The organism is Cellulomonas sp. McL0606 (assembly GCF_058248365.1).
In genome coordinates, this window is record NZ_CM177779.1 from 1,277,724 (window position 1) to 1,303,353 (window position 25,630).

Annotated in this window: 22 protein-coding genes and 5 pseudogenes; 10 read left to right on the forward strand and 17 right to left on the reverse strand. The window is 72.8% G+C overall.

Features of this window, described 5'->3' with window-relative positions; genetic code table 11:
- Window positions 1-20: 20 nt before the first annotated feature.
- The 6 genes and pseudogenes from AC38ZX_RS06455 to AC38ZX_RS06480 form a co-directional block, all read right to left on the reverse strand.
- Window positions 21-2,696: a molybdopterin-dependent oxidoreductase gene (locus AC38ZX_RS06455; protein WP_491296758.1), complete on the reverse strand. Its 2,676-nt coding sequence runs from the start codon at window positions 2,694-2,696 to the stop codon at window positions 21-23.
- A gap of 349 nt (window positions 2,697-3,045) precedes the next feature.
- Window positions 3,046-3,486, reverse strand: a pseudogene (locus AC38ZX_RS06460) (FAD binding domain-containing protein); the annotation flags it as partial.
- Window positions 3,487-3,532: 46 nt separating this feature from the next.
- Window positions 3,533-4,204, reverse strand: a complete 672-nt coding sequence (locus AC38ZX_RS06465; RefSeq protein ID WP_491296759.1) for an alpha/beta fold hydrolase — start codon at window positions 4,202-4,204, stop codon at window positions 3,533-3,535.
- Between the two features lie 22 nt (window positions 4,205-4,226).
- Window positions 4,227-4,880 (reverse strand): hypothetical protein, encoded by a 654-nt coding sequence (locus AC38ZX_RS06470; RefSeq protein ID WP_491296761.1) that lies wholly within the window; start codon window positions 4,878-4,880, stop codon window positions 4,227-4,229.
- Window positions 4,881-4,912: 32 nt separating this feature from the next.
- Window positions 4,913-5,203, reverse strand: coding sequence for a DUF1905 domain-containing protein (locus AC38ZX_RS06475; RefSeq protein ID WP_426595035.1), 291 nt, complete (start codon window positions 5,201-5,203; stop codon window positions 4,913-4,915).
- A complete protein-coding gene (locus AC38ZX_RS06480; RefSeq protein ID WP_491296763.1) occupies window positions 5,200-6,222 on the reverse strand; it encodes a helix-turn-helix transcriptional regulator in 1,023 nt (340 codons plus the stop codon). Before AC38ZX_RS06480 ends, AC38ZX_RS06475 begins: the two co-directional genes overlap by 4 nt.
- Window positions 6,223-6,583: 361 nt before the next feature.
- Here AC38ZX_RS06480 and AC38ZX_RS06485 point away from each other — a divergent pair, with 361 nt between their 5' ends.
- The gene (locus tag AC38ZX_RS06485; RefSeq protein ID WP_491296765.1) at window positions 6,584-7,216 is read left to right on the forward strand and encodes a hypothetical protein; all 633 of its coding nucleotides are present in this window, start codon (window positions 6,584-6,586) and stop codon (window positions 7,214-7,216) included.
- 303 nt (window positions 7,217-7,519) lie between these two features.
- Here AC38ZX_RS06485 and AC38ZX_RS06490 read toward each other — a convergent pair.
- A pseudogene (locus AC38ZX_RS06490) lies at window positions 7,520-7,939 on the reverse strand (ATP-binding protein); the annotation flags it as partial.
- Between the two features lie 103 nt (window positions 7,940-8,042).
- Here AC38ZX_RS06490 and AC38ZX_RS06495 point away from each other — a divergent pair.
- From AC38ZX_RS06495 to rlmC, 5 genes and pseudogenes are all read left to right on the forward strand, one after another.
- Window positions 8,043-9,122, forward strand: coding sequence for a class I SAM-dependent methyltransferase (locus AC38ZX_RS06495; protein WP_426595037.1), 1,080 nt, complete (start codon window positions 8,043-8,045; stop codon window positions 9,120-9,122).
- Window positions 9,119-10,867 (forward strand): alpha/beta fold hydrolase, encoded by a 1,749-nt coding sequence (locus tag AC38ZX_RS06500; protein WP_491296766.1) that lies wholly within the window; start codon window positions 9,119-9,121, stop codon window positions 10,865-10,867. The genes AC38ZX_RS06495 and AC38ZX_RS06500 overlap by 4 nt, the downstream gene beginning before the upstream one ends.
- Complete coding sequence (locus AC38ZX_RS06505) at window positions 10,867-11,304, forward strand: glycosyltransferase (protein WP_491296768.1); 438 nt, start codon at window positions 10,867-10,869, stop codon at window positions 11,302-11,304. Before AC38ZX_RS06500 ends, AC38ZX_RS06505 begins: the two co-directional genes overlap by 1 nt.
- A gap of 10 nt (window positions 11,305-11,314) precedes the next feature.
- A complete protein-coding gene (locus AC38ZX_RS06510; protein WP_426595039.1) occupies window positions 11,315-11,824 on the forward strand; it encodes a mycothiol transferase in 510 nt (169 codons plus the stop codon).
- Window positions 11,825-11,834: 10 nt separating this feature from the next.
- Window positions 11,835-12,943, forward strand: a pseudogene (gene rlmC, locus AC38ZX_RS06515) (23S rRNA (uracil(747)-C(5))-methyltransferase RlmC).
- On the opposite strand, the pseudogene AC38ZX_RS06520 reads toward rlmC, so the two are convergent.
- The 3 genes and pseudogenes from AC38ZX_RS06520 to AC38ZX_RS06530 all read right to left on the reverse strand — a co-directional run bounded on the left by AC38ZX_RS06520 (window position 12,926) and on the right by AC38ZX_RS06530 (window position 15,277).
- Window positions 12,926-13,476, reverse strand: a pseudogene (locus tag AC38ZX_RS06520) (isochorismatase family protein). The pseudogenes rlmC and AC38ZX_RS06520 overlap by 18 nt on opposite strands.
- Window positions 13,473-14,852 (reverse strand): MFS transporter, encoded by a 1,380-nt coding sequence (locus AC38ZX_RS06525; protein ID WP_426595042.1) that lies wholly within the window; start codon window positions 14,850-14,852, stop codon window positions 13,473-13,475. Before AC38ZX_RS06525 ends, AC38ZX_RS06520 begins: the two are co-directional and overlap by 4 nt.
- Window positions 14,849-15,277 carry a MarR family winged helix-turn-helix transcriptional regulator gene (locus tag AC38ZX_RS06530; protein WP_491296770.1) on the reverse strand — a complete coding sequence of 143 codons (429 nt, stop codon included), beginning with the start codon at window positions 15,275-15,277 and terminating at the stop codon, window positions 14,849-14,851. The genes AC38ZX_RS06525 and AC38ZX_RS06530 overlap by 4 nt, the downstream gene beginning before the upstream one ends.
- Before the next feature lie 96 nt (window positions 15,278-15,373).
- Here AC38ZX_RS06530 and AC38ZX_RS06535 point away from each other — a divergent pair, with 96 nt between their 5' ends.
- Entirely contained in the window at window positions 15,374-16,480 is a 1,107-nt protein-coding gene (locus AC38ZX_RS06535; protein ID WP_491296771.1) for a flavin-containing monooxygenase, read from the forward strand.
- Window positions 16,481-16,539: 59 nt separating this feature from the next.
- Here AC38ZX_RS06535 and AC38ZX_RS06540 read toward each other — a convergent pair whose 3' ends face one another.
- Window positions 16,540-17,112 (reverse strand): DUF998 domain-containing protein, encoded by a 573-nt coding sequence (locus AC38ZX_RS06540; protein ID WP_426595045.1) that lies wholly within the window; start codon window positions 17,110-17,112, stop codon window positions 16,540-16,542.
- A 47-nt stretch (window positions 17,113-17,159) separates the two neighbouring features.
- Here AC38ZX_RS06540 and AC38ZX_RS06545 point away from each other — a divergent pair, with 47 nt between their 5' ends.
- Both AC38ZX_RS06545 and AC38ZX_RS06550 read left to right on the forward strand, forming a co-directional pair.
- Window positions 17,160-17,948: a glycoside hydrolase family 16 protein gene (locus tag AC38ZX_RS06545; protein WP_491296772.1), complete on the forward strand. Its 789-nt coding sequence runs from the start codon at window positions 17,160-17,162 to the stop codon at window positions 17,946-17,948.
- Window positions 17,945-19,831, forward strand: coding sequence for an alpha/beta fold hydrolase (locus tag AC38ZX_RS06550; protein ID WP_491296773.1), 1,887 nt, complete (start codon window positions 17,945-17,947; stop codon window positions 19,829-19,831). Before AC38ZX_RS06545 ends, AC38ZX_RS06550 begins: the two co-directional genes overlap by 4 nt.
- Window positions 19,832-19,907: 76 nt before the next feature.
- Here the strand turns inward: AC38ZX_RS06550 and AC38ZX_RS06555 are convergent, their stop codons facing one another.
- The 6 genes and pseudogenes from AC38ZX_RS06555 to AC38ZX_RS06580 all read right to left on the reverse strand — a co-directional run.
- Window positions 19,908-21,200: a glycoside hydrolase family 6 protein gene (locus tag AC38ZX_RS06555; protein WP_491296775.1), complete on the reverse strand. Its 1,293-nt coding sequence runs from the start codon at window positions 21,198-21,200 to the stop codon at window positions 19,908-19,910.
- Window positions 21,201-21,404: 204 nt separating this feature from the next.
- A complete protein-coding gene (dhaK, locus tag AC38ZX_RS06560; RefSeq protein WP_491296776.1) occupies window positions 21,405-22,400 on the reverse strand; it encodes a dihydroxyacetone kinase subunit DhaK in 996 nt (331 codons plus the stop codon).
- Window positions 22,401-22,474: 74 nt separating this feature from the next.
- Window positions 22,475-23,062 carry a dihydroxyacetone kinase subunit DhaL gene (gene dhaL / locus AC38ZX_RS06565; protein ID WP_491296777.1) on the reverse strand — a complete coding sequence of 196 codons (588 nt, stop codon included), beginning with the start codon at window positions 23,060-23,062 and terminating at the stop codon, window positions 22,475-22,477.
- A 22-nt stretch (window positions 23,063-23,084) separates the two neighbouring features.
- Window positions 23,085-23,948, reverse strand: coding sequence for an HAD-IA family hydrolase (locus AC38ZX_RS06570; RefSeq protein ID WP_491296778.1), 864 nt, complete (start codon window positions 23,946-23,948; stop codon window positions 23,085-23,087).
- Window positions 23,945-24,193 (reverse strand): class II fructose-bisphosphate aldolase, encoded by a 249-nt coding sequence (locus AC38ZX_RS06575; protein WP_491297323.1) that lies wholly within the window; start codon window positions 24,191-24,193, stop codon window positions 23,945-23,947. Before AC38ZX_RS06575 ends, AC38ZX_RS06570 begins: the two co-directional genes overlap by 4 nt.
- Window positions 24,194-24,276: 83 nt before the next feature.
- A pseudogene (locus AC38ZX_RS06580) lies at window positions 24,277-24,798 on the reverse strand (class II fructose-bisphosphate aldolase); the annotation flags it as partial.
- A gap of 52 nt (window positions 24,799-24,850) precedes the next feature.
- Here AC38ZX_RS06580 and AC38ZX_RS06585 point away from each other — a divergent pair.
- Complete coding sequence (locus AC38ZX_RS06585) at window positions 24,851-25,627, forward strand: GntR family transcriptional regulator (protein WP_491296780.1); 777 nt, start codon at window positions 24,851-24,853, stop codon at window positions 25,625-25,627.
- Window positions 25,628-25,630: the final 3 nt, after the last annotated feature.

Below are 25,630 nucleotides of genomic sequence, written 5' to 3' on the forward strand. Positions count from 1 at the left end.
GCGCCAGAGGCGGTCGGGCGTCATCGGGGCTCGTACGGACGCACACCGAGGGCGTCCCGGATCGCGTTGGCCAGGGCCGGCGCGACCGGGTTGTACGGCGCCTCGCTCATCGACTTGGCGCCGAGCGGGCCGAGGTCGTCGGTGGTCTGCGCGAACAGGACGTCGGTGCGCGGCAGGTCGACCACCTGCGGCACGTGGTAGGCGCGGAACGAGGCGGTGGTGACCCGGCCCTCGTCGTCGAGCCGGATCTCCTCGAACAGGGCCGTACCGATGGCCTGACCGACCCCGCCCTCGACCTGCCCGCGCAGCTGCTCGGGGTGCAGCACGGTCCCGGCGTCGACGGCCTGGACCGACCGTACGATGGTGACCTCACCCGTCTGCACACAGACGGCCACCCGGAACGCGTGCACGTTGAACGCCACCGAGCGCGGGGTGCCGTCGTGGTTGCCGTGCCCGGCCAGCCCGGGGACGGCGGCGGCGATCTCGGTGAGCGGGACGCCGTCGGCGGCGGTCTCCGACACGACCGAGCCGTCCCACGAGCGGGGCTCGTCCGACGGGTGCTCTCGCAGGGCGGCGGCCGCGGCGAGGATCTTGCCCCGGAGCTGGAGCGCGGCGCGGTGCAGGGCGAGCCCCGCGACGACCGTCCCGGCGGACGCGAACGCGCCGGTGTCGTACCCGGTCACGTCGGTGTCGGACTGCCTGATCACCACGCGGTCGACCGTCGTCCCGAGCGCCTGAGCCACCAGCTGCCCGTGCACGGTCGTGGTCCCGTTGCCGAACTCCGTGGTACCGACGCGCGCCTCGTACCGGCCGTCGTCGAGCAGCGTCACGGACGCCTCGGCGTAGTGCCCGCGCGGCGCGATGGTCGCGATCATGGCGATCGCCATGCCCTCACCGACGACCGAGCCGGGCGGGGCCTCGGCGTCGGCGGACCGGTCCGCCAGCGCGGCCTGCGCCAGGTCCAGGCACTGGTCCAGCCCGTAGGAGTGCATGTCGAGGTCGTCCACCTCGTCGGGGTCCGTGATGAGCAGGTGGTCCCCGGGCACGACGACGTTGCGGCGGCGGAGCTCGAACGGGTCGAGGCCGACCCTGCGCGCCAGCTCGTCCATGGCCGACTCGATGGCGAACTGCACCTGCCCGAGCCCGTACCCGCGGAAGGCCCCCGACGGCATCGTGTGCGTGTAGACCGACTCGGCGTCGACGCGCTTGTTGGCGCAGCGGTACACCGAGATCGACTCGCTCACGCCGTGGAACATGACGCCCGGCCCGTGGTTGCCGTACGCGCCGGTGTTGGCCAGCACGTCGATCTTCAGGGCGGTGAGCAGGCCGTCCGCGTCGCAGCCGACGTCGACCTTGACCCGGAAGGGGTGCCGACTCGGCACGATCGTGAACTCGTCTTCACGCGACATCTCGTACTGCACGGCGCGCCCCGTCCGCAGCACGGCGAGCGCGACGAGGTCCTCGGTGAGCAGCTCCTGCTTGCCCCCGAATCCGCCGCCCACGCGCCCGGTCAGCACCCGCACCCGCGACTCGTCGAGGTCGAACAGGTGCGCGATCTCCTTGCGGGTCAGGTACGGCACCTGGGTGCTGGTACGCAGGACGAGCCGGCCGTCCTCGTCGAGCCAGCCGCGGGTCGCGTGCGTCTCGAGCGACGCGTGGGCCACCCGGCCGGTGCGCCAGGTGCCGTGCACGCGGTGCGCGGCCGCGGCCAGGCCGGCGGTCACGTCGCCCATCTCGTCGTGCTTCTGGGCCACCACGTTCCGGCCGGGCTCGGAGATCCGCGACCCCGGGCCCTTGTCGCCATGGACGAGCGGGGCGCCCGGTCGGCGCGCGGCGGACGGGTCGACGACCGCCGGCCGCACCTCGTACTCGACCTCGATCAGCGCGCGTGCCCGCTCCGCCTCGCGCAGCGACCCGGCGACGACGACGGCGACCCGCTGCCCCCGGAACCGGAGCACCCGGTCGAGGACGAGGGTGTCGTCGGGGTCGTCGAGCCGGCTCTCGTGCCGGGCCGTCGAGAACGGGTGCGTGGGGGAGTCCTCGTAGGTGAGCACGGCCAGGACGCCGGGCGCGGCCAGGGCGGCCGCGGCGTGCACCGCCACGATCCGCGCGTGGGCGTGGGGGCTGCCGAGCACGGCGATGTGGGCGAGGTCCGTGGCCGGCTCGTCGAGCGTGTAGGCCTCGTTCCCGGTGACGATCCGGCGCGCCGCCGGGGCCCGCACGGAACGTCCCGCGTCCCGGCCGGCCAGCGGGTCGACGGTGTTCCGGACGCCCGCGACGGCGTCGCAGACGGACCGGTACCCCGTGCACCGGCACAGGTTCCCCTTGAGCGCGCGGGCGGTGTCCTCGGTGACCTCACCCGACAGACCGAGGCCCACAACGGTGGTCACCAGGCCTGCCGTGCAGAACCCGCACTGGAACGCGGCGGCGTCGACGAACGCCTGCTGGACCGGGTGAAGGTGCTCGACGGTCCCCAGCCCGGAGACGGTGGTGACCGACCGGCCCTCGACCCGGACAGCGGGGACGAGGCAGGAGTGCATGGGCCGGCCGTCGAGCAGCACGGTGCACGCCCCGCAGTCGCCCGCGTCGCAGCCCTTCTTGACCTCGGTGTGCCCCTGCTCGCGCAGGAGCGTGCGCAGCACCTGCCCGGGCGCGGGGTCGACGTCCAGCGGCCGGCCGTTCACCTCGAACCTCATGCGACTCCAGCCTGACCTGCTCGGCGAGGCGCAGCGTCTGGGCCCGACGCCAGTCGGGGGCGCCGTGAGGGTCGTCGTACCAGTCGTCGATCGTGTCGATCGCGTCGTGCAGGTTGTCGGCGGTGGGCACGGACGCGAACGCGAACCTCCGCGGACGCGGCACGCCCCCGGTGATCGTCGCGACGAAGCCGTCCCCGGCGCGTCGGCCCACGACGATGGTCCCCGTGCGCCCGTGGCGGGTCAGCGCTGCCCGGGCGAACGTTGCGGGCGAGGCCAGCGCGTCGCGTGCGACGTGGATCGAGCGCAGCACGTCGCCCGGGCCCAGGGCGGTGCTGCGCACGCCGGTCACCAGCTCGAGGACGGGCAGCTCGTACGCGCCGCCGGCCGCCGTCCAGACCGTCGCCGTGGCGTCGAGCGCGACGGCCCACGTGGTCAGCGCACCGGCCGGCAGCGCGAGGCAGATGTTGCCGCCGACCGTGGCCGCGTCCCAGATCTTCTCCGACATCACGAGCGAGCGCAGGCACTCCCGGACCAGGTGCTGCGAGCGCCAGCCGGCGACCGCGGGCAGGTCTGCGAGCTGCCGGAGCGTGCACGTGGCGGCGACCGTGAGCCCGTCGGCCACCTCGACCGGCGGCCAGGCCAGGCCGGTCAGGTCCACCAGCTCCGACAGGTCCGGCTGGGGTTCGGAGAACAGCCAGGTGCCCCCGGCCAGCGGCGCGCTGCGCGGGCCGAGAACCAGGTCAGCGCGGGTGCGCGCGGTGCGGATGTGGTCCAGAGAGGTCAGGTCCATGGGGCTCCGAGTGTCGCTCAGCTCGATGACGCGGAGGTTACGCCGCTCAGGTGCTGCGGACGATCGCCTCGGCCAGCTCGGCGGGGTGGCTGAGCGCCGCCAGGTGCCCGCCGGGGACGACGACCGGTTCGAGGCCGAGGCGGTCGCGAGCGACCCGGCGTTGCAGGTCGAGCGGGAAGAGGCGGTCGTCGCGGCCGGCGATCGCCGCGACCACCGACGGCCACGTGGAGAACGTGCACGGGTCGCCGAAGGCGGCGTCCGTCTCGGGGGACGGGTGCTCGTTCATGAACGTGACGAGGTCGTTGGGGACGTCGTGCAGGAAGTAGACCGCGTCGTCGAAGTCGACCGGGTAGCCGTGCTCGCGGGCGGCGGCGACACGGGCCTCGTCGGACCGCACGTCGCCCCACCAGTCGCCAGCTGTCTCGCCGGGCCGCGGGATCATGGCGTTCACGAACACCACGCCGCGTACGGGCACCCGCTCCCAGACCAGCGGCGCGGTGAATCCGCCCATCGACTGGGCGACGAGCGTGACGTCGGTCCGGTCGCCGATCGCGGCGACGACCGTGTCGGCATAGGCGGGCAGCCCGCACGACGGATCGGCGGCCGGCAGGTCGACGGCGAAGGCGTCGTAGCCGCGCGCCCGCAGGTCAGCCTCGACGAGGTGCCAGAGCCAGCCCTGGCCGCCGGCGCCGGGCAGGAGGGCGAAGGAGGTCGTCACCCGAGCCACCGTAGGTGCCGGGCTACCAGGGCGCGACGGGGAGGTGCTCGTCCCACGTCCCGCCCGGGCCGCAGCCGCCCATGTACCCGTCGGGCATCCGCGGGTAGACGTCGAGCCAGTAGCGGTGCGCGAGCGCCTGGGCCTGGGCCGGCGTCGCGCCCAGCGCCTGCGCCATGCGTGCGTCGCGTTGCATCGCCGCGCACTCGGCCTGTGCCTCGTTCGTGATGCCGATCATGTGCATCGTCTCGTGGGTGAGCACGTGCACCGCGATCACCTGGTCCTCGCTGGGGCGCTGCTTGTCCGACGCCAGCCAGGAGCGCAGGTCGGCGCACGGGTCGTACTTGATCACCGTCCGCCGCTCGGGGACGCCGTCCCGTCCCCACCGCACGAAGCCGAGCTCGGCGCCGGCGTCCGTCCACGTCTCGCCGGCGGTCTGGCAGTGCACGTGCACGTGCTCGCCGGCGATCTGCGACGCCGCCTCCGTGAGCCGGTGCTCGAGCCGCGCGTGCAGGACCAGCGGGACGGCGCACCCCAGGGCGATGGCCACGCACAGCCCCACGCTGATCTTCGGGAACGGCGCGATCCGGCCCAACGCGTCCACCCGGGTCAGCACCCAGCGCACGGACACCACCGCCGCGAGGGCGAGGAAGCCGATCAGGACGAGGGTGAGGACCACGTAGGGTGCATCGGCGCCCGGGGTGCGGACCTTCAGCGCAGCGTGAGGCGGACGTGCAGGACGTCTCCGACGTCCGCGCCGTTGGCGGCCCGCACGGCCTTCTTGATCGGCAGCGCGTATCCGGCGTCGCCCGGGAAGATCGACGTGCGCCAGAGCACCGGCCCGATCTCCACCTCGACGGGCAGGGAGCCGAACCCGCGGGTCCCGGTCGGCCCCGCGAGGTCGAGGATCTCGTCGGAGATCTCGGCCGGGACGCTGACGAACGTCCAGGTCTCGGTGCGCGCGGCCCAGCGCCACAGGGGTGCGTCGAACGTGTAGGTCACGCGCACCAGCCTAGGGACCGGGTCACACGTCGATCGCGTCCGCGCTCGCCGCGCGACCGCACGCCGAGCTTCAGGTAGACGTTGCGCAGGTGGTACTCGATGGTCTTCGGGCTGAGGAACAGGGCGGCGGCGGCCTCGCGGGTGGTGCGCCCGCCCGCGAGCATCCGGGCGACCTGCAGCTCCTGCGGCGTCAGGTGGTCCAGACCCGTGGTGCTGCGGCGCTGAGCCGACTCGCCCGTGGCCCGCAGCTCGGCGGCCGCGCGGTCCGCCCACGGCATCGCGCCCAGGCGCTCGAACGTCGCCAGGGCCGAGCGCAGGAGCGGTCGGGCGTCGACCCGCCGCTTCAGGCGCCGCAGCCGGGCCCCGTAGAGCAGCTCGGTGCGGGCGGTCTCGAAGACGTCGAGGGTGTGCTCGTGATAGGCGAGCGCCACGGAGAAACAGACGTCGACGTCGGCGTCCGGGCAGGTCAGGCCCGCGGTGCGGGCGGCCCGGGCGAGCGCCCACGGCTGACCCTTGGCCTCGGCCTGCGCCGTGAACGTACCGGCCAGGGCGCTCGCCTCGTCGGCGAGACCCAGCTGGACCATCGCCTCGACCATCTCGGGGGCGGGCGACACGTCGACGTCGGCCAGCCCGAGGCGCGTCAGCAGCGCGTCGAGCTCGCGGTACTGCCGGAGCGCCTCCTCTGCTCGGCCGAGCCCGAGCTCGAGCTCCGCCGGGGCGGTCATCGCCCACGCCTGGAAGAAGCCGAGGCCGTGGGCACGGGTGAGCTCCTCGAGCGCCTCGGCCGCGTGGGACCGGCAGGCGTCCGCGGATCCCCGGCGCGCCTCCACCCAGGCCAGCCCGGCGAGGCAGCCGGCCAGGTCGGTGGCCTGCCCCGCCTCGCGGGCCAGGCCGATGCCCTCGGTGTAGCCGGCGATGGCGTCGTCCCACCGGTCGGTCGTCGCGTGGTCGCGCGCGACGAAGAACAGCAGGAGCGGCAGTCCGCCGATGTCGGTGCGGCTGCGGGTGTGGGCCACCACCGCCGGGATCACGTCGCGGCCCGCGGAAGCTCTCGCGCAGGTAGAGAGGGCCGACGACGAGCCACGGTGCCAGCTGGGCGTCCGTGAGGAACTGGTCGGCCTCCGCCATGGCCGCACGCAGGAGGTCGGGCCCGGCGGCGTCCCCGGCCAGGACGCCCGCCACCGCGGTGGCCATCGTCCCCAGCCACCGTCCGCGCGGCGTGCGTGGGGCGAGGCGTCCGATGCGGGCCACGACGTCCGCGCCAGTGGCGATGTCACCGGCGAACTGGGCCGCCATGATGCCGTCGGCCAGTAGTGCGACCGCCGCGTCGGGGTCGTGGTCGGCCGCCTCGATGCCCGCTGCGACGACCACGTCACGGGCGTGCTCGACCGAGCCGGTGCGCTGCGAGATCATCCCGTCCAGCGCGGCGGCGCGGATGCGCAGGTCTGCCGTCCGGGGCAGCGCGGACACCTGCGCGAGCAGGTCCGTCGCCGCGGCGGGTGTGCCGGCCCGCCAGGCGCTCTCCGCGGCCGAGACCAGTCGCTGCACCCGGTCCGCCGGGTCCGGGCTGAGCCGGGCCGCACGCTCGAACCCCGCCGCCGCGACGGCGTGGGCGCCGCGGGCCCGGGCCTGGGTCGCGGCCTCGTCGAGCACCGCGGCGACCTCGGCGTCCGGCGCCGCCGTCGCCTCGCCGAGGTGCCAGGCGCGCCGGTCCAGGTCGTCGACCGGGACCGCGCGGGCCAGGGCGGCGTGCACGGCCCGACGGGTCCCCGGGTCGGCCTCGGCATAGATGCCCGACCGGACCAGGTCGTGACGGAACGTCACGCGAGCGGTCCCGACGGTGAGCAGCTGGGCTCCCGCGGCCTCGTCGAGGTCGGTGACCGAGACGCCGAGCAGCGCGCACGCCGTCGTGATGGCGGTGAGGTCGCCGGCGGCGGCCGCGGCCACGAGCACGGCCGTCCGGGCCTGGGGGGACAGGGGATCGGCGCGACGGGCGAACGCCCGGGCCAGTGACGCGGGCACCGGGACCGGGGCGCCGGGCGGCAGCGCGTCGAACCCGTCGTCGGTCAGCTCCAGCAGGGCGAGCGGGTTGCCGCCGGTCGAGGCCAGCAGCCGTGCGCGGGCCGACGCCGACAGCCGTCGGCCGAGCGAACCGGCCAGCTCCGCCGCGTCGTCGTCGGCCAGCCCGGACACCTCCAACGTGGGCAGACCCGCCGAGCCGACCACCGACGGCGCCTCGTCGCGGATGGCGAGGAGCAGGACGATCGGGTCGGCGGTGAGGCGACGGGCCGCGAAGCACAGCGCCTGCGCGGACGGCGGGTCGAGCAGGTGGGCGTCGTCGACGAGGACCGCGACGGGCCCGTCGTCGGCCACCCGGCTCAGCAGGCTGAGCACCGCGGCGCCGACCGCGAACCGCTCCCCACCCGACCCGGGCGTCAGCGCGAGTGCCGACCCGAGCGCCTCGGCCTGCGGCCCGGGCAGCGCGTCGAGGTGGTCGAGCACCGGCCGCAGCAGCTGCAGCAGACCGCCGAACGGCACCTCACGCTCGGCGTCGATCCCGGCCGCCCGCAGCACGAGCATCCCCGCGTCCGTCACGGCGGCCGCGGCGTCCTCGAGGAGGGCGCTCTTGCCGATCCCGGCCTCGCCTCGCAGGACGAGGGTGCCGCTCTCGCCCACGCGCGCGGCAGCCACCAGCGTCGCGATGACCTGGCGCTCGCGCTCGCGGCCGACCAGCACGTGCCGAGTCTAGGGAGCGGACCAGGGGGGTCACCTGATGCGACCAGGGGTCGGGGCCGACGAGGGTCGAACACGACATATCCGACAGAAGGAGCGCACGACCATGACCGAGACCCTGCCCCAGCGCACCATCGACCCCGACAAGCTCATGTCGTTCGTCTTCCGAGCGGTCGACGAGGTGGGCGCGACCCTGAACACGGCGCTCGTCGTCATGGGCGACAAGCTGGGCTACTACACGGCGATGGCCGACGGTCGGCCGGTCACGCCGGCCGAGCTGGCCGAGCAGACGTCGACCGGTGAGCCGTACGCCCGCGAGTGGCTGAACAACCAGGCGGCGGGCGGCTACGTCGAGTACGACACCCAGACCCACCGCTACACGCTGCCCGCCGAGCACGCGGTCGCGCTCGCCGACCCCACCAGTGCGGCCTACCTGGCGGGTTTCTTCCAGATCGCCCTCGGTACCGTCCGGGACGCTCCCGACATCTACGCAGCCGCTCGTGACGGCGCCGGGGTCGGCTGGCACGAGCACAACACGGACGTGCACCACGGCACCGAGCGGTTCTTCCGGACGATGTACAACGGCCACCTGCTGACCGAGTGGATCCCGGCGCTCGAGGGCGTGTCGGCCAAGCTGTCCGCGGGCGGCCGGGTGGCCGACGTCGGCTGCGGGCACGGCGCGTCGACGATCCTGCTGGCCCAGGCGTTCCCCACCGCGACGTTCGTCGGCTCGGACTACCACGCGGAGTCGATCGAGATCGCGCGCGAGCGGGCCCGGGCGGCGGGCGTCCAGGACCGGGTGACCTTCGAGGTCGCGCCGGCCACCGGGTTCACCGGGACCGGCTACGACCTGATCGCGACGTTCGATGCCCTGCACGACATGGGCGACCCGGTCGGCGCCGCCCGGAAGGTGAAGGGCGCTCTCGCTGACGACGGCACCTGGATGGTCGTCGAGCCGATGGCCGGCGACCGCGTCGAGGACAACCTGAACACGGTCGGCCGGGCGTTCTACGGCTTCTCCACCCTGCTGTGCACGCCCGCGTCGCTGAGCCAGGACGTCGGGCTAGCGCTCGGCACGCAGGCCGGACCGGCCAAGATCCGCGACGTGTCCACGGCCGCGGGGTTCAGCCGCTTCCGGACCGCTGCGACGACCCCGTTCAACAACGTGTTCGAGATCCGCCCGTGACGACGGACCTCTGGCAGGCGGACACTGCTCGGGTGCACACGCACCCGAGCAGGGCTGTCGATCGGGACTGGACCACGAGTTCCGTCGGGACGACCGTGCGCGACGGCGTGGAGCTGGCCTACGAGGTCTACGACGCCGTCCCCGGTGCTCCGACGGTGATGCTCGTGCCCACGTGGGCGATCGTCCCGTCCCGGTTCTGGAAGGCGCAGATCGGCTTCCTGGCGCGGCACTACCGCGTCGTGACGTTCGACGGGCGGGGCAGCGGCCTCTCGGGCCGGCCCGTCGGGGCCGCGGCCTACACGGACGGGGAGTACGCGGCGGACATCGTGGCCGTGCTCGACGCGACCGCCACCGAGCGGGCCGTGCTGGTCACCGAGTCGTGCGGGGCGTCGTGGGCGGTCCACGTCGCGGCCAAGCAGCCGTCCCGCGTCACCGGCCTGCTCGCGATCGCCCCGTCGTGCGGCCTCGACGTCGCGACGCCGGGTCGCGACGAGGTCCCGTTCGACGAGCCCCTGGACACCACCCGCGGCTGGGCCAAGTACAACAAGCACTACTGGCTCGGGGGCGGGTACGACGACTTCCTGGAGTTCTTCTTCGGGCGCATGTTCCCCGAGCCGCACTCGACCAAGCAGATCGAGGACTGCATCCGCTGGGCCCACGAGCTGACCCCGCAGACGCTCGCCGACAGCACGTCCGGACGGCTCGGCTGCGATGGCGCCGTGTGCGAACCGCTCGTCCCGTTGGCCCGCCAGGTGACCTGCCCGGTCCTCGTGGTGCACGGCACCGACGACCGGATCCGCCCGCAGGAGTTCGGCGAGCGGCTGGCCGAGCTGACGGGCGGGGACCTCGTGCTGCTGCAGGACGCGGGCCACGGCGCGTCGGCGCGCGACGCGGTCAAGGTCAACCACCTGATCGCGCAGTTCGTCGATCGGGTGCACCCGAGCCCTCCCCGGACGAGCTGGCGCCGGGCGGCGGCACGCCCGAAGCGGGCGCTCTACCTCTCGTCGCCGATCGGCCTGGGTCATGCCCAGCGCGACGTCGCGATCGCGGCCGAGCTGCGCGCCCGACGCCCTGACCTGCAGATCGACTGGCTCGCGCAGCACCCGGTCACGCGGGTCCTGGCCCAGCACGGCGAGCGGGTGCACCCCGCGTCCGCCTGGCTGCGCAACGAGTCCGGCCACATCGAGCACGAGGCCGGCGAGCACGACCTGCACGCGTTCCAGGCGCTGCGCCGGATGGACGAGATCCTCGTGCACAACTTCATGGTGTTCGACGAGGTCGTCGCGGACGGCGACTACGACCTCGTGATCGGCGACGAGGCCTGGGACGTCGACTACTTCCTGCACGAGAACCCCGAGCTCAAGCGGTTCGCGTTCGCGTGGATGACCGACTTCGTCGGCTGGCTGCCCATGCCCGACGGCGGTCCGCGCGAGGCGGCGCTCACGGCCGACTACAACGCGGAGATGATCGAGCAGCGTGCCCGCTTCGCGCGCGTCCGCGACCGCTCGGTGTTCGTCGGCGACCCGGACGACGTCGTCGAGGGCGACTTCGGCCCGGGGCTGCCCAGCATCCGCACCTGGACCGAGGCCAACTTCGACTTCTCCGGCTACGTCACGGGCTTCGACCCGGCAGCGCTCGGGGATGTCGAGCGGATCCGGTCGTCGATGGGAGTCCGGCCGGGCGAGAAGCTCTGCCTCGTCACCGTCGGGGGTTCGGGGGTGGCAGCTCGCTCCTGCGCCGGGTGATGGACGCCGTGCCGCTGGTCCGCGAGCTCGCTCCCGAGATCCGGTTCGCGTTCGTCACCGGCCCGCGGATCGACCCCGAGTCGCTGCCCGCCTACGACGGGTCGACGGTCCTCGGGTACGTGCCCGACCTGTTCCGCCACCTCGCGGCCTGCGACGTCGCCGTCGTCCAGGGCGGCCTGACGACGACGATGGAGCTGACCGCGCTCAACAAGCCGTTCGTCTACGTCCCGCTGCGGCACCACTTCGAGCAGAACCTGCACGTCCGGGCGCGACTGGACCGCTACGAGGCCGGCCGCCACCTGGCCTACGAGGACGCCCTCGACCCGGGTGCGCTCGCGGAGGCGATCGTCAAGGAGGCCGGCCGCGACGTGCGCTACCGCCCGGTCGCCACCGACGGTGCCGCCCATGCGGCGGCGATGCTCGCCGGTCTGGTCTAGCGTCCGACCCATGGACATCGCCGCACTGTTGATCGAGTCGCACGGCCGGGTGGGTCAGGTGCTGCACCGCGCGGTGGGCGGGCTCGACCTCGACCAGCTGACGTGGCGGGCGGACCCGGACGCCAACACGATCGCCTGGCTGGCCTGGCACGCCGGCCGCGGTGAGGACGCGCAGGTCGCCGGCGCCGCGGGCACCGAGCAGGTGTGGACCGCGCAGGGCTGGGTCGGACGGTTCGCCCTGCCGTTCGACGTCTCGGCCTCGGGCTACGGGCAGTCGTCGCAGGAGGTCGGCCAGGTGCGTGCGTCCGGGGACCTCCTGCTCGCGTACTACGACGCGGTCGCGGCGGCGACGACGGCCTTCCTCGACGACCTGGGCGAGGACGACCTCGACCGCATCGTCGACACGCGCTGGGACCCGCCGGTGACGCTCGGCGTGCGGCTGGTGAGCGTCATCTCCGACAGCCTGCAGCACGCCGGCCAGGCGTCCTTGGTGCGAGGGCTGCTGCAGCGCGCGACGTAGGCTCGGACCCGTGCGCTGCGCCTACTTCGATGCCGAGCTGTGCCGCTCGTGCGCGTGGATGGGCCGGCCGTACGGCGACCAGCTCGCGGCCAAGCAGGCGCACGCCGAGTCGCTGATCGAGGGCGGCCCGCAGTGGCTCGCGCCGCACGCGAGCGCCGAGTCCGGGTACCGCAACAAGGCCAAGATGGTGGTCACCGGGACTGCCGCCGAGCCGACGCTCGGCATCCTGGACGCGGCTGGTCACGGGGTGGACCTGCGTGAGTGCGGGCTCTACGACGACTCCCTGCAGGCCGCCTTCCCCGTGCTCGCGGCGTTCGTCGCGCACGCGAACCTCACGCCCTACGACCTGGCCACCAGGACCGGCGAGCTGAAGAACCTGCTGGTCACGCAGTCGCCCGACGGCGAGCTGATGGTGCGGTTCGTCCTGCGGTCGCAGGAGCCCGTGACGCGGATCCGCAAGCACCTGCCCGCCCTGCTCGACGCGCTGCCCGTGCTGCGGGTGGCGTCGGTGAACCTGCTGCCCGACCACCGGGCCGTGCTCGAGGGCGACCGCGAGATCCCGCTGACCGAGCAGGAGACGCTGCTCATGCGCGTCAACGGGATCGACCTGCACCTGCGGCCGCAGCTCTTCCAGACGAACACCGAGGTGGCCGCCGCGCTGTACCGGCAGGCGACGGCGTGGATCGACGACCTCTCGCCCGCCTCGGTCTGGGACCTGTACTGCGGGGTCGGCGGCTTTGCGCTGCACGTGGCCGCCCCGGGCAGGGACGTCGTCGGGATCGAGACCAGCGTCGAGGCGGTGGCGAGCGCGCGGCTGTCGTCTGATGGCCTGGCCGGCATCCGGTTCGAGGCCGCCGACGCCACCGCGTTCGCCCTGGCGCACCAGGCGCCCGAGTCGTCATCGTGAACCCGCCGCGGCGCGGCATCGGCGCGCAGCTGGCCGGGTACCTGGAGGCGTCGTCGACAACCCACGTCGTCTACTCCAGCTGCAACGCCGAGTCGCTGGCCCGCGACCTGGCCGCGATGCCGTCGCTACGACCCGTGCGCGCGCAGCTGCTCGACATGTTCCCGCAGACCACGCACTACGAGGTGCTGACCCTGCTAGCGCGCGTCCAGTAGACCGACGATCTCGGTCGTCGTCGCGGTCTCGCCCAGACGCGGGAAGATCCGGGTCAGGCTGTTCTCGTGGGCGTCGGCGTTGCTGTCCGTCATCGCATCGACCGCGAGCGTCACGTTGTAGCCGTGCTCGTGCGCGCCGCGGGCCGTGGACTCCACCCCGATGCTCGTCGAGATGCCGGCGACCACCACCTGCGTCACGCCGAGGTCGCGGAGGTCCGCGTCCAGCGTCGTGCCCTGCCACGCGCCCCAGGTGTGCTTGGTGACGGTCAGGTCCGACGGCTGGAGGTGCAGCTCGGGGACAGCTCGGCCCAGTCGGCCGGCCGGTCGCCGCCGCGCGGCGGTGCCTGCGTCCGGCCGGGAGCGCCGCCGGCGACATTGACCAGCACGACCGGCAGACCGTGCCGGCGGAACGCGTCGGCCAGGGTCGCGGCGTTCCGGACGACGTCGGACGACGGGTGCGCCGTCGGCAGCCCGACGATGCCCTTCTGCAGGTCGATGATGACGAGGGCGGTGGTCGGGTCGAGCGTGGTCATGCGGTCTCCAGGGTGACGGTGGTGCGGTGCAGGGAGCGGTCGAGGGTGGTGAGGACGAGCAGGGCGACGGCGCAGCCGAGCATCACGACCGTCAGCTGGTGCAGGCCGGCGGTGGAGGCCCCGTGCGCGAACGACGCGGCCAGGACGGCGGACGCCGTGATCGCGCCGAGGTAGGTGAAAGTGCGCAGCAGACCCGCCGACGAGCCCATCCGCGCGGGCTCCGCCTGTCGGTAGAGCGCGTTCTGGTTGGCGAGCCCGTTCAGTCCCTGGGAGATGCCGATGAGCACCGCGATGCCGATCAGCGCCCACACCGCGGTCCCGGCGTCGACGGTCAGCAGGCCGGCCGTGCCGAGCACGAGGAGCGCGCCGCCGACGACGAGCTTGCCGCGGACCTGCGGACGGCGTCCGGAGACGGCCGAGGCGGCGATCGCGGCGGTGGACATCGGCAGCAGGAGCAGTCCGGCGGACGTCGCGCTCAGGCCGCCGGTCGACTCCAGCCACTGCACGTACCCGTACATGAACGAGTACGTGACCGTCGACTGCAGGATCTGCCGGCCGTAGGTGGCCAGCAACGGGACGTTGCCGCCGAGCACGCGCAGGTCGAGGAAGGGCGCCCGCTGGCGCAGCTCGCGCACGACGAGCCCGACCGCGGCGGCGACGGCGACCACCGGCAGGTACCACTCGTCGGCGGCCGGCTTCATCAGGAAGAGCATGAGCGTGGTGAGCATGGTCGCGAAGAGCACCATGCCCGGCAGGTCGATGCCGCGGGTCTCGCTCACGGGGACGACGCGGGGGAGCCGGCGTGAGCCCAGGATCAGGCAGGCGATCGCGAGGGGGATGTTGACGGTGAAGATCGTGCGCCAGCCGCCGATCCCGATGAGCACGCCGCCGAGGGTCGGGCCGATGACGGCGACCGTCTGGTTCGCGATCGCCAGGGCAGTCAGCACGAAGGCGGGGCTGTCGACGCCGGTGCGGCGGGACTCGCTGCGCAGCAGGTACATGGCGGCGGGATAGGCGGCGCAGGTGCCGAAGCCGAGCAGCACGCGCGCCGCGACCAGCAGCCCGAGGCTCGGCGCGAGCGCACCCAGCACGCCGGCGACGCCGACGAGGCCCGTGCCGAGCAGGTAGAGGCGACGTGGCCCGAACAGGTCGACGAGCCGGCCCACCACGGGCTGCCCGACCGCGGTGGCCAGGTACAGGGCGCTGACCAGCCAGATCGTCTGTGCGGGTGGCGCCCCGAACGCGATGCCGATCGGGATGAGGCTGACCGCGATCATCGAGGAGTTGATCGGGTTCAGCACGGATCCGATGACGAGCGGGGCGGTCAGGCGCCGGTCGAAGCCGACCGCCTGCGTGCGTTCAGCGGTGGCGGTCACGGCTCCGCGAGCCGATCGAGCAGGGCGAGCGCGGCCATGAGCGTGCGGCGCTCGTCGTCGGAGAACCGCTCGTCGATCGCGCGGGCCAGCCACTCCTGACGCGCCTGCCGGTCGCCGGACAGCCGTTCCACGCCTGTTCCGCTCAACGTGATCAGCTGGCGCCGGCCGTCCGTCGGGTCGGGGTGACGCTCGATCAGCCCGAGCTCGTCGAGGGCGGTCAGCTGCGCGGCCACGGACTGCGGCCGCACGCGCTCGGCCGCCGCGAGGTCGCTGGCCGAGGCGGCACCGTCCCGGTCGAGGCGGCTGAGCAGCGACGTCTGCGACGGGGTCAGGTCGCCGGTCGCGCTGACCTCGCGCAGCTGGCGGCGCAACCGGCCGATCACGACACGCAGCTCGAGCGCGGCGCGGACGGACTCATCGGTCATGCATCGACCGTAACTCCGACAGTCCAAACTGTCCAGTTGAAACTGTCTATTTCGCGTCGCACCGGTCGTTCGGTCCGCGGTGCGGTAGGAATGCGCATGGCCATCGACCCTGTCCTCGTCGTCGGTGGCGGCCCCGCAGGTCTGGCCGCCGCCGCCGCACTGCACCGCCGCGGCATCCCGGCCCTCGTGCTCGAGAAGTCCGATGCGGTCGGCGCCTCGTGGCGGCGGCACTACGAACGGCTGCACCTGCACACCACGCGCCACCTGTCGCGGCTGGGCGGCATGGCGATCCCGCGGCGGTACGGCCGGTGGGTGGCCCGTGCGGACGTCGTCGCCTACCTCGAGCAGTACGTCGAGCACCACCACCTGCGCGTCCAGACCGGCGTCGAGGTCACGCGGATCTCGTTGGGCGACGACGGCCGGTGGCTGCTGGAGACCAGCGCGGGCGTGATGAGCGCGCCCGAGGTGGTCGTCGCGACCGGCTACAACCACACGCCGGTCCCGCCGACCTGGCCCGGCACGTTCGACGGTCAGGTGGTGCACGCCTCGATCTACCGGGACGCGTCGCCGTACGCCGGCCGGGACGTGCTGGTGGTGGGCGTCGGTAACACCGGGGCCGAGATCGCCGTGGACCTCACCGAGGGCGGTGCGAGCCGCGTCCGGCTCGCAGTGCGGACGCCCCCGCACATCGTGCGCCGGTCCAACTTCGGCTGGCCCGCCCAGGGCACGGGCATCCTCGTGCGGCGGCTCCCGGTGAGGATGGTCGACGTCGTCGCCGGGCTGATCTCGCGCGTCGAGGTGCCCGACCTGTCCTCCCACGGCCTGCCCCGCCCCACGACCGGCCTGTACTCGCGCGTGCTCGAGGGGTCGGTGCCGCTGCAGGACGTCGGGCTGATCGCGGCCGTGCAGGCCGGACTCGTCGAGCCGGTCGCGGCGGTGTCGTCGTTCGACGGCCCGTCCGTCGTGCTCGCCGACGACAGCCGCATCGAGCCGGACGTCGTCCTGCTGGCCACCGGCTACCAGCGCGGCCTCGAACGGCTGGTGGGTGACCTCGGCGTGCTCGACGACCACGGCGTGCCCGTCCGGTCGCAGCCCGGCCTCTACTTCACCGGCTACACCAACCCGATCAGCGGCATGTTCCGGGAGCTGCGGCTGGACGCCCGTCGGATCGCCCGGGCCGTGGGTCGTCGTCGGGCGCCGTGATGTGCGGTCGCGGCCGTCGAACGACCGGGAACTTCAGGCCAGGGCGTCAGGGCCGGCGGTCAGCTTTCGGGCGCCGACCGGCGCAGAGCCACGACGACGACCAGCGGCCACAGCGCCTGAGCACCGGCGAGCGCACGCTCCGTGAGCCCGATCGCGTCACCGCCGCGCGCCAGCTCCGCGCCGAACGCGCCCAGCAGGCCGACGAGTGCTGCCGATGCGGTCACTTGGACCGCCGGTCGCAGGATTCCCGACCCTCGTCGCGCCGAGAGGGCGGGCCAGAGGGCGAGGGCCACGAAGCCGATCGTCGCCGCGGTGCCGTGGGCCTGACTGGCCGCGTCCGAGGGGAAGACGGCGACCGCGAGGGTCGCGGCACCGCCGAGCGCCAGCAGCAGCCGGCCGGCGCGGGGGACCGGGCGCAGGCCAGCGGCCGTGACGAGGTGCGCGACGCCGGTCAGTGCCAACCCGGCGGTCATCACCCACGCATCCGTCGCGCTCGTCGCGGCGAGAGCGCTGATCGTCTCGCGCGTCGGGTCGAACGACGGCTGACGGGCCGCGGCCAGCGTCCAGCCGCCGATCATCCCGGCAGGAGCGGCGATCGCGGACGCGAGCGCCCAGCCGGGAACGGTGCGCATGGGACTCATCTCGTGCTGGTTCGGGACTGCCGGACGACAATGGGTTCGTGGCCGACGCTACGCACGGATGGGTCGTCGACGACTTCGACGCACCCGACCTCGACCGCGACCTCTGGTTCCCGCACTACCTCCCCGCCTGGAGTTCCCGCGCGCAGACCGCCGCCACGTTCGCGATCCGTGACTCCTGCCTGCATCTGTCGATCCCGCCTTCCCAGGGGCGCTGGTGCGCCGACGACCATCGCCCGCCCACCCGGGTGTCGGGTCTGCAGACGGCCAACCGCTCCGGGCCCGTAGGCGGCACGGAGGGGCAGCAGCCCTACCGTCCGGGGCTCGTCGTGCGTGAGGAGCAGGAGCCGTTCTTGGGTTGGACGCCGTCTAGCGGGCGGGTCGAGATGCGAGCGCGGGCCGTGATCAGTCCCCGCTCGATGGTGGCGTTGTGGATGGTCGGTCTCGAGGACCATCCCGAGCGGTCGGCGGAGATCTGCGTCATGGAGGTCTTCGGCGACGCGGTCGACATGGGTGCTTCCGCCGCCGTGGGGATGGGTCTGCACGCGTTCCGCGACCCGGACGTCACCGAGGACTTCGTGGCGCCCCGGTTGCCGATCGACGTCGCGGCGTTCCACACGTACACGGTCGACTGGTCGGAGCAGGAGGCGTCGTTCTTCGTCGACGACTCGCTCGTGCGTACCAGCCCGCGGCCGCCGACCTATCCCGTGCAGCTGATGCTCGCGGTGTTCGACTTCCCTGAGCGGTCGGTCGGCGGCGACGACGACGCGGTGCCGGAGCTCGTCGTCGACCGGATCGCCGGGGGCGCGCGTCTAACCTCAGCACCATGAACGTCCTCGCCAGGAACAACGTCGTCGTCACCGGGCCGGCCGGCGCGCCGCCGATGGTGTTCGCCCACGGGTTCGGGTGCGACAAGTCGATGTGGCGGTTCGTCGCGCCGGCCTTCGAGCAGACCCACCGCGTCGTCGTCTTCGACCACGTGGGCGCAGGTGGCTCGGACCTGGCCGCGTACGACGCCACCCGGTACGCCACGCTCGACGGGTACGCCCAGGACGTCCTAGAGATCATCGAGGCCCTCGACCTCGGGCCGGTCGTCTTCGTCGGCCACTCGGTCAGCGCCATGATCGGGCTCCTGGCCGGCGTGCGGCGGCCGGACCTGTTCGAGCGCCTCGTGCTCGTCGGGCCCAGTCCTCGCTACGTCGACGACGACGGCTACCGCGGCGGGTTCACGGCGGCCGAGATCGAGGAGCTGCTCGAGACGATGGACGCCAACTACCTCGGCTGGTCGGCCTTCATCGCGCCCGTCATCATGGGCAACCCCGGCCGCCCCGAGCTGGGGGAGGCTGATCAACTCCTTCTGCCGCACCGACCCGACGATCGCCAAGCGGTTCGCGCGGACCACGTTCCTGTCCGACAACCGCGCCGACCTGGCCGCCGTGACCACCCCGTCGCTCGTGGTGCAGTGCCGCGAGGACGTGATCGCCCCGCAGGAGGTCGGCCGCTACGTTCACGAGCACCTGGCCGGCAGCGATTTCGTGCTCATCGACGCGGTCGGCCACTGCCCGAACCTCAGCGCCCCGGTCGCGCTGGTCGAGGCCATGACCGCGTACCTGGCACCATGAACGACCGCGCCGAAGCGTGGGACGTCGCGCCGGTCGCGCTCCTGCGGCTGGACCGGGACGGACTGATAGCCGACGCGAACCGCGTGCTGCTCTCCTGGGTCGGGCGCGACGCGGACGACGTGATCGGCCGCATCCGGCTCAGCGATCTGCTCTCCGCCGGCGGGCGCATCTACTGGGAGACGCACCTGTCGCCGCTCCTGCACATGCAGGACCGGGTCGACGAGGTCGCGGTCGAGCTGCGCGGTCCGTCCGGGCGGTTCCCGGTGCTCATGTCCGCTGTCGTCCGGCCGTCGGACGGTTCGGTCGACGTCGCCCTGTCCGGCGCGACCGAGCGAGCGCGGTACGAGCGGGAACTCCGGTCGGCCCGCGCGGCGGCCGAGGTGAGCCTGGACCAGAAGACCTCCGTCGCGCACGAGCTGCAGCGCGCGCTGCTGACCATGCCCCGGCTCGACGACGACCGGTTCGTGGTCACGACTGAGTACCGGCCCGGCGTGCAGGCCCTCGAGGTGGGCGGCGACTGGTACGACGCGTTCCTCGTCGACGACGGCACGCTCGCGCTCGTCGTGGGCGACGTGGTCGGGCGTGGGCTGCGTGCGGCGACCGACATGGGTCGGCTGCGCAGCGCCATCCGGGCACTGGCCGAGCCGGGCGTCGGCCCTGCGCGTCTGCTGTCGCGGCTCGACCGGTTCGTGGAGCAGACCGGGGCCGGGTTCATGGCGACGACGGCCTATGTCGAGGTGGCGCTCGCCACCGGCGTTGTCACGTACGCGTGCGCCGGCCACCTGCCGCCCCTGCTGCTCGGTGCGGGCGCGCCCCGGTTCTTGTGGGACGGCCGCTCGATGCCGCTGGGGTTCCCGGGCCGGACCCGTCTCCAGGCGACCGTGTCACTGGGTGCTGGGGACCGGCTCGCGCTCTACACGGACGGCCTGGTCGAGCGCCGGGACCGCCCGCTCGACGGTGGGCTCGGGTCGTTGGCCGCGACGCTCGACTCGTCGCGACGCCCGCTGCCCGACCTGGTCAGCGAGCTGTTGGTGCACACGGGCGACGACCGCGACGACGTCTGCCTGCTCCTGCTCGAGTGGTTCGGCTGACCGTTCGCACGGTGGACGTCCGGCCGACCGGGGCGACGCGATGTGCCGCCCCGGTCAGCCACGTCCGACGGGCCGCCTACAGGCTCGGGCTCGCGTTGTGCACGAGCTCGAGCGCCATCTGCGGGAACCAGTCGCCGGCTGCCGGGTCGGCGTAGCCGCGGACGGGATCGATCCCGCCGTCGGGCGCCCAGCGCGTGCACTGGCCGTCGGACTCGCCCGGGATCTTCACCCAGAGGTAGGCGTCGACGTACGGGTTGCCGGTGGTCAGCGTCGGCGTGAGGCCGAGGCCGCGGCCGGGCGGGTTGCACCAGACCTGCGGGTCACCGGCGGGGCTGCCGGCCGGGGCGGTCCACGGTCCCTGGCCGTTGCGGCTCGTGTCGATCACCGCGTGCTTGAGCACGGCCGGGCTGCTGGGCGGGTTGGGCGCGTTGGTCACGTTGTTCGTGTACCACTGGTCGGTCAGGCCCCACGTGCTGAAGTCGCCGGGCGTGGCGGGGTAGTACTGGCTCCCGCAGTAGTCGAAGTGACCCACGCGCCAGCCGCCCTCGGCCGTGTTGGTGCCGTACCAGAGGCACTGCGAGATCCACGACGCGTACTTCGCCTGGTGGTCGCTGAGCTCATAGTTGGACACGTCGAGGAAGAAGCCGTCGGCCTTCTCGACGCCGGCCTTGTGCAGCCGGTCGGAGATGTCGCCCACGCCGAGCCAGCCGCTGTGCGTGCCGTCGAGGTAGACCTTCGTGTTGGTCAGCGTGGTGAGGCGGTCGACCGCGCCGTTCACCTGGGTGAACCGGTCGGAGGCCGCGGTCGCCGGGTTGAGCGACGCCGGCTGGCACCACTCCTGCGCTCCGGTGTTGGCGGTGTACCAGGGGATGATGCCCAGGCCGTCGGGCTCGAGCAGGACGATCGCCTGCCCGGAGCCGATGCCGGCCGCGAAGCCGTCGATCCATGCCAGGTAGCTCGCCGTGTCGGCGGCGCCGCCCGCGGAGTACTGCGCACAGTCGCGGTAGGGGAGGTTGTACGCGACGAGCACCGGGATCGTGTGCGTGAGCTTGGCCTGGAGCATGGTCGTCTGGACGGACTTCTTCACCTCGGCGGGGGTGCCCTTGGTGAACCAGACGGCCTGGGGCGTGGCCGCCATCTTGGTCAGCGCCAGGGCGTCGGACCACTGGTGCGTGGTGACCAGCTTGGCGATCTGCTGGACCGCGCCCTTGTCCGGCGGGGGCGTGAACAGCCGGGTCGCGGGCGGTGCGGGTTGCGACTGGTGGGCGCTGGCGGGGGTGGTCAGGCCGAGGGACAGGCCGAGTGAGAGCGCTACCACGGCGCCGGCCGCGAGCACTTTCGGGCGCGTTCGTACCAGGGGATGAGGCACGGAGTTCTCCTACGTCGTTGTCGGATGAACGTTCTCGTGAAGGGCGGGGGAGCGCTCCCACCGCCTGGGGTAGAGCATGCCGACTCGGACATCTCCGCGCAAGGTGTACCGGTAAGGAAGGGTCGCGCGCAGCGCCGCGCGCGACCCTTCCCCCCCGGTTCGGCCAGGTCCGTGCCACCCGGTCGATCCGCCTGCGGGAGCCCCTCAGAACACGTGGTCGGCGATCTCCGCGGGTGCGAGCAGCAGCTGCTTGATCTCGTCGTCGAGCTTCACCAGAGTCAGCGAGGCGCCGGCCATGTCGAGCGACGTGCAGTACTCGCCGACGTAGCTGCGGCCCACCGTGATGCCCTGGGCGGCCAGCTTCTCGTGCGCCGACCCGTACAGCAGGTACAGCTCGCTGATCGGCGTGCCGCCCAGGCCGTTGATCATCAGCGCGACCTCGTCGCCGCTCGAGTACGGCAGGTCGGGGACGACGGCGCCCAGCAGCTCGTCGACGATCTCGTCGGCGGACACCAGCTTCGCGCGACGCCGACCGGGCTCGCCGTGGATGCCGACACCGATCTCCATCTCGTCGTCACCGAGCTCGAACAGCGGGGAGCCCTTGGCCGGCGGCGTGCACGCCGTGAGCGCGATGCCCATGGTCCGCGTGACCGAGTTGACCTTCTCGCCGATGCGCACCAGCTCGTCCAGGTCCGCGCCTGCCTCGGAGGCCGCACCCACGGCCTTCATGACGAAGAAGTTGCCCGCCACGCCGCGGCGGCCCACCGTCCAGGTCGAGTCCTTGACGGCGACGTCGTCGTTGATGAACAGGGTCTTCACCTTGAGGCCCTCGGCCTCGGCCAGCTCGGAGGCCATCTCGAACGCCATCTTGTCGCCCGTGTAGTTGTTGACCAGCAGCAGGACGCCCTTCTCGGAGGCGAGCAGCTTGGCGGTCTCGAGCACGTACTCCATCGGCGGCGCCGCGAACACGTCTCCGGGACAGGCACCGTCGAGCATGCCCTTGCCGACGACCATGACGTGCGCCGGCTCATGGCCCGACCCCGATCCTTGGACGATCGAGACCTTGTCGTGGCTCGGGGCGTCGGCCCGCATGATGAGGTTGTACTCGGGCACGTAGCGCAGCGTGTCCGGGTTGGCCAAAGCGATCCCCTTGAGCATCTCCGGGACGAAGTTCTTGGGGTCGTTCACGAACTTCTTCATCAGTACTGCCTCCACACATCGTCGTGTCGTCTGTCTCTTGTCGCCGCGTCGCCCCCGGGGCGCGGACGTGTGCGTCACCAGGTCTCGGCGACCTTCTCCGCCAGCACGGCCACCGCGATCGCGCCCGGGTCCACCGAGCCGATGCTGCGTTCGCCGGTGTAGGAGGCGCGGCCGCGGCGGGCCTGCATGCTCTTCGTCGCCTCGGCCGCCTCGCGCGCGGACTGTGCGGCCCTCGTCGCGACGTCCTTCGGGTCCGCCCCGAGGTTCGCCTCGATCGTGTCGGCCATCGGTGCGAGGGCGTCGAGCAGCGTCTTCTCGCCGAGGTCGGCGCCGCCGCGCGCCTTGATGCCCTCGATGGCGGCGCGCAGCATGGCGACGACGTCCTCACCCGACGCGTCCGGCTTGCCCTTGACCACCGCGGCGGCCCGAAGGAACGCGGTGCCCCAGATCGGTCCGGACGTGCCGCCGATCCGGCCGGTCATCACGATCGCGACCTTCTGCAGGAACGTGCCGGCGTCGGACCGGTCGAACGTGTCCCACTGCGCCACGACATTCTCGAAGCCGCGGGCCAGGGAGAACCCGAAGTCGCCGTCGCCGACGACGGAGTCGAGGTCCCCGAAGTACTTCTCGTTCTCGATGCAGGTGTCGGCGATGGTGCGCACGACGGACTCGACACGGGGGACCTCAGGGGACACGGGGACGCTCGCTCTCGGTGAGGATTCTCTCGAGGTCGCCCAGGTGGACCTCGTCGGTGGGATCGAGCCCGAGCGGGTCCGCGAGGACCTTCGTCGGCTCGGTGGGGTCGCCCAGGGACGTGACGACGAGGGCGGCACCGGTGAAGTCCTCGTCGGTGGTGTAGCTGCTCACGGTGACGACCGTCCGTAGACCGGCACCGAGCGCAGCCCGCAGGCCGTTCGCGCTGTCCTCGACGACGATCGCGTCGTCGGCCCCCAGGCCGAGGCGCTCGAGGGCGAGCAGGTAGATGTCCGGCGCCGGCTTCTTGGCCGGCACGATGTCACCGGCGAACACCACGAAGTCCCGTGCCCGCTCGACGCCGACGGCGTGCTCGAGCACGGCGCGCACCGACGGCTCCGCAGACGTCGATGCGACCGCAAGCCGCCAGCCCCGCGCCGACGCCTCCTCGACGATCCGCGCGATGCCCGGTCGCGCCGGCAGGAAGCCCGCCGCGACCATCTCCGTGTAGTGCGCGGTCTTCGTCTTGTGCCAGGCGGCGATGAGCGCATTCTGCTCGTCCGGTTCGGTGGGCAGCCCCGCGGTCTCGACGAACACGGGGGTGAACACCGATGCCAGCCGCTCCTTGCCGCCGCCGATCGCGAGCAGGTGCCCGTACTCCTCCTGGGACCAGTGGATGGGGACCCCGGCCTCCGCGAACGTCTGGTTGAACGCGGGCAGGTGCCCGTCGCGCTCGGTGTCGGCCAGCACGCCGTCGCAGTCGAAGATCAGTGCCCTGGTCCCCGGCTGGCGCGGGCCCTGCCCGCTCAGGTCCTGCCCGCTCAGGTCCTGCCCGCCCAGCTCCTGCGCGCTCATGCCCGGCCCGCCGAGCCGAACTCGTCGATGCACTCGGCGATCGCGCTGGTGACCGCGTCGGAGATGTCCCGGAACATGCTCGGCGGGTCCCACTTGTCGCGCGCCCGCGCGCCCGCCAGGTGCGTCTCGGCGGAGCGCATGTACGCGACCTTGACGGCGGTCGAGATGTTGATCTTGGCGACGCCGGCCTCGATGAACGAGCGGAAGTCCTCCCGGGACAGACCCGTTCCGCCGTGCAGGACGATCGGGCGGTCGGAGAGTACGGCGACTCGCGGACACGGTCCGGGCGCAGCACCGGCCTGGCCTTGTACTCGCCGTGGGCCGTGCCCAGCTGCGGTGCCAGGAGGTCGACGCCCGTGCGCTCGGCGACGGCCGCCAGCGTCGCGACGTCGTAGGAGTGCAGTGCCACGTCCGAGCCGACGCCGTCCTCGACGCCCACGATGTTCTCGATCTCGGACTCCACGTCGACGCCGCGGGCGTGCGCCTCGGCGACGACCTCGGCGGTCTCGCGCTCGGCGTCGTCCAGGGAGCGGTCGGACGCGTCGAACAGCACCGACGACCAACCTGCCCGCACGACGTCGCTGATCACCGCCCGGTCGGGGCAGTGGTCGAGGTGCAGCGCCACCGGCACGTCCGCGCGCTCGGCCGCCGACCGGAACGTCGTCGTCATCAGGTCCGTGCCGACGGACCGGACGGTCTTCACGGACACCTGGACGATCAGGGGGGACCGCGCCCGCACGGCCGCCGCGATCACCGCGCGCAGGCTCAGGTCGTCCAGGATGTTGACGGCGGGAACGGCGAAACCGCGCGCTCGGGCGTCTCGTGTCACCGTCAACGTCGACGCGATCATCTGGCCTCCGACCGATATGTCCGATCCTTCGGCAGTCTAGACAGGTCTACTCATGAACGACCAGCGCAGCGCGATCCGTGAAAGTCTGTGCACCATGACCGACGTCCTGGAGCGCGACTCCGCCACCCCGTTGTACGTCCAGCTCGAGCAGATCCTGCACGAGCGGATCGTCGGCGGGCAGTGGGCGCCGGGGCAGCGGATCCCGTCGGAGAACGAGCTCAACAAGATGTTCGGGCTCAGCCGCATGACGGTCCGTGGCGTGCTGACCAAGCTCGTCGGCGACGGGCTCCTTGTCCGGGTGCCGGGCAAGGGCACCTACGTGGCGACGCCGAAGATCAGCACCGTGTCGCCCGCGTACCGCGGGGTGCGCGAGCAGCTGGAGTCGCAGGGGTACGAGACGTCCACCCGGCTCATCTCCTTGTCATTGGAGACGCCGTCGTCGGGAGTGCGCGAACGCCTGTCGCTCGCCGATGACGAGGAGACGTACGTCGTCGTCCGCGTCCGCTCCGTGCAGGGCGAGCCGATCAGCCTGCACCGCTCCTACGTCCCGGCCCGGCTGGCGCCCGGGCTGTCGGACCACGACGTCGTCGCCAACCAGCTGTGCGTGGTGCTCGAGGAGCACTACGGCCTGCCCATGAAGCACGTGCGCGAGGACCTCGAGGCGGTCGCCGTCACCACGGCCGAGGCTCGTCACCTCGGCATGCGACGCGGTCAGCCCGCGCTCCAGCTCCAGGACGTCACGTTCGACGCCCTCTCCCGACCGTTCGAGTACACCTCGATCGTGTTCCGCGGCGACCGGATGCGCCTGCGCTTCGACTACGACCGCTGAGCG

Coding starts and splice junctions, on each gene's coding strand:
- AC38ZX_RS06455 (WP_491296758.1), bottom strand. CDS start 2,696: ATGAGGTTCGAGGTGAACGGCCGGCCGCTGGACGTCGACCCCGCGCCC.
- AC38ZX_RS06495 (WP_426595037.1), top strand. CDS start 8,043: ATGACCGAGACCCTGCCCCAGCGCACCATCGACCCCGACAAGCTCATG.
- AC38ZX_RS06505 (WP_491296768.1), top strand. CDS start 10,867: ATGGACGCCGTGCCGCTGGTCCGCGAGCTCGCTCCCGAGATCCGGTTC.
- AC38ZX_RS06510 (WP_426595039.1), top strand. CDS start 11,315: ATGGACATCGCCGCACTGTTGATCGAGTCGCACGGCCGGGTGGGTCAG.
- AC38ZX_RS06530 (WP_491296770.1), bottom strand. CDS start 15,277: ATGACCGATGAGTCCGTCCGCGCCGCGCTCGAGCTGCGTGTCGTGATC.
- AC38ZX_RS06535 (WP_491296771.1), top strand. CDS start 15,374: ATGGCCATCGACCCTGTCCTCGTCGTCGGTGGCGGCCCCGCAGGTCTG.
- AC38ZX_RS06540 (WP_426595045.1), bottom strand. CDS start 17,112: ATGCGCACCGTTCCCGGCTGGGCGCTCGCGTCCGCGATCGCCGCTCCT.
- AC38ZX_RS06550 (WP_491296773.1), top strand. CDS start 17,945: ATGAACGTCCTCGCCAGGAACAACGTCGTCGTCACCGGGCCGGCCGGC.
- dhaK (WP_491296776.1), bottom strand. CDS start 22,400: ATGAAGAAGTTCGTGAACGACCCCAAGAACTTCGTCCCGGAGATGCTC.
- AC38ZX_RS06570 (WP_491296778.1), bottom strand. CDS start 23,948: ATGAGCGCGCAGGAGCTGGGCGGGCAGGACCTGAGCGGGCAGGACCTG.
- AC38ZX_RS06585 (WP_491296780.1), top strand. CDS start 24,851: ATGAACGACCAGCGCAGCGCGATCCGTGAAAGTCTGTGCACCATGACC.